The sequence below is a fragment of the Leisingera sp. F5 genome, assembly GCF_001593695.1.
Genome location: NZ_LUKH01000835.1, coordinates 1 through 1,591, shown reverse-complemented (window position 1 = coordinate 1,591; position 1,591 = coordinate 1). Strand labels below are relative to the sequence as shown.

Genomic DNA, 1,591 nt, shown 5'->3' with positions numbered 1-1,591 from the left:
CCGCGCCGGCAGTTCTTGCAAGAAGACTTGGATGATCTGACAGCCTCGATTAAGGAAAAGGGCGTTCTGCAACCGCTGATCGTGCGACCGCGGCCGGGCGGGAAATTCGAGATTGTGGCGGGGGAACGCCGCTGGCGCGCCTCTCAGGCTGCCCAGCTGCATGAGGTTCCTGTGTTGATCCGGGATTACTCGGATCTTGAGATGATGGAAGTGGCCATCATCGAAAACATCCAGCGCTCGGATCTTAACGCACTGGAAGAAGCGCAGAGTTACAAGCAGCTGATGGAAAAGTTCGGCCATACGCAGGAACGGATGGCAGAAGCGCTAGGAAAAAGCCGGAGCCATATTGCTAATCTAGTGCGCCTTCTGCATCTGCCGGACGATGTTCAAGTTCTGGTGCAGGAACGAAAGCTGTCGGCTGGCCATGCCCGGGCACTGATCACTTCGGACAATGCTTCGGATCTTGCTGCAAAGATCGTCAAGGGGGGGCTGTCTGTTCGTGCAACCGAAGCATTGGTCAAGAAAGATGCCGCTGGGGTTCAGACACCTGCCGAAAAGAAGCCGAGAAAGCCGCAGGAAAAGGATGCGGATACCCGTGCCCTTGAAGGGGACCTATCGGCAGTTCTAAAAATGAAGGTGGCCATCGATCACAAGCCTGGCGGTGAGGCCGGCGCTGTTACGATCAGCTACGAAAGTCTGGATCAACTGGATGAGCTGTGCAATCTACTCAGCCGCTAGGCCGGGTCCAGATGAATAATAGAACCAAAGAGAGGACGACAGCCTGGATCCCTACTATGTAACCAGGGGCACCAAGCAGCAGAGATAGTCCGAAGACGGCGGCAATCGAAACGGTTGCCGCCTTTTTTGCGCCCGGCCGGATGGCGCCGTGGTCGCGCCAATCCAGGATCATAGGACCAAAAATGTTATGATCAACGATCCAACTGTGCAGGCGCTCGGATGAGTTGGCGAAGAAGAACGCAGCAAGCAGAAGGAAGGGGACCGTTGGAAGCAAGGGCAGAACAACACCTATAGCCGCCAAACCGACACAGAACAGTCCTAGGCCGGCGTAAATAAAGCGCATTGCTTCAATCCATCAACAGTTCGCGGAGGACCGCATTCAATAGTGCGCGTCCCTGGTCCGTCGCACGAAGCCTCTGCTCTGAGATAGTGATCATGCCCATCTGTACAAGGTCAGAAAGTCGACTCTCAGAGAGATTAACGCCTGAAAGTTGAGTAAACCTTACCAGATCCAGACCTTCGGACAGGCGCATCCCCATCATCATGTATTCCGCCGCAGCATCTTCCTGCGAAAGAGAGTCGCGCAGGGATTCCCCGTTTCCCTTGCCGACCGCTTCCAGCCAGGCACCTGGGGCCAGATGGGTTTCCGTGGCGTACCGGGTGCCATCTATACTCAGTTCGTCCAGGGCTGTTTCAGTGGATGACTGGCGCAATGGGGGCTTTGGCCTCTACGTGCATTGGCCCTTTTGCCAGGCCAAATGCCCCTATTGCGACTTCAACAGTCATGTCTCCGCGAATATAGACCAAAACCTATGGATTAGAGCCTATCTGAGCGAGCTGGACAGACTCTCAG

At 55.4% G+C, this 1,591-nt stretch carries 3 protein-coding genes and 1 pseudogene; 2 read left to right on the top strand and 2 right to left on the bottom strand.

Annotated elements, in window-relative coordinates; all coding sequences use genetic code 11:
* The coding region (locus A2I95_RS36560) for a ParB/RepB/Spo0J family partition protein (RefSeq protein WP_291737390.1) at positions 1 to 738 on the top strand (738 nt) is incomplete at its 5' end.
* On the opposite strand, the gene A2I95_RS36555 is transcribed toward A2I95_RS36560, so the two are convergent.
* On the bottom strand, positions 728 to 1,081 hold the full coding sequence (locus A2I95_RS36555; protein ID WP_291737389.1) for a YbaN family protein: 354 nt from the start codon (positions 1,079 to 1,081) through the stop codon (positions 728 to 730). The genes A2I95_RS36560 and A2I95_RS36555 overlap by 11 nt on opposite strands.
* A 4-nt stretch (positions 1,082 to 1,085) precedes the next feature.
* Entirely contained in the window at positions 1,086 to 1,451 is a 366-nt protein-coding gene (locus tag A2I95_RS36550) for a hypothetical protein (RefSeq protein ID WP_291737388.1), read from the bottom strand.
* On the opposite strand from A2I95_RS36550, the pseudogene A2I95_RS36545 reads away from it, so the two are divergent.
* Positions 1,435 to 1,591, top strand: a pseudogene (locus tag A2I95_RS36545) (coproporphyrinogen III oxidase); the annotation flags it as partial. The gene A2I95_RS36550 and the pseudogene A2I95_RS36545 overlap by 17 nt on opposite strands.

What these genes read in the sequence shown, in the direction of transcription:
- A2I95_RS36555 (WP_291737389.1), bottom strand. Translation starts at nt 1,081, where the DNA reads ATGCGCTTTATTTACGCCGGCCTAGGACTGTTCTGTGTCGGTTTGGCG.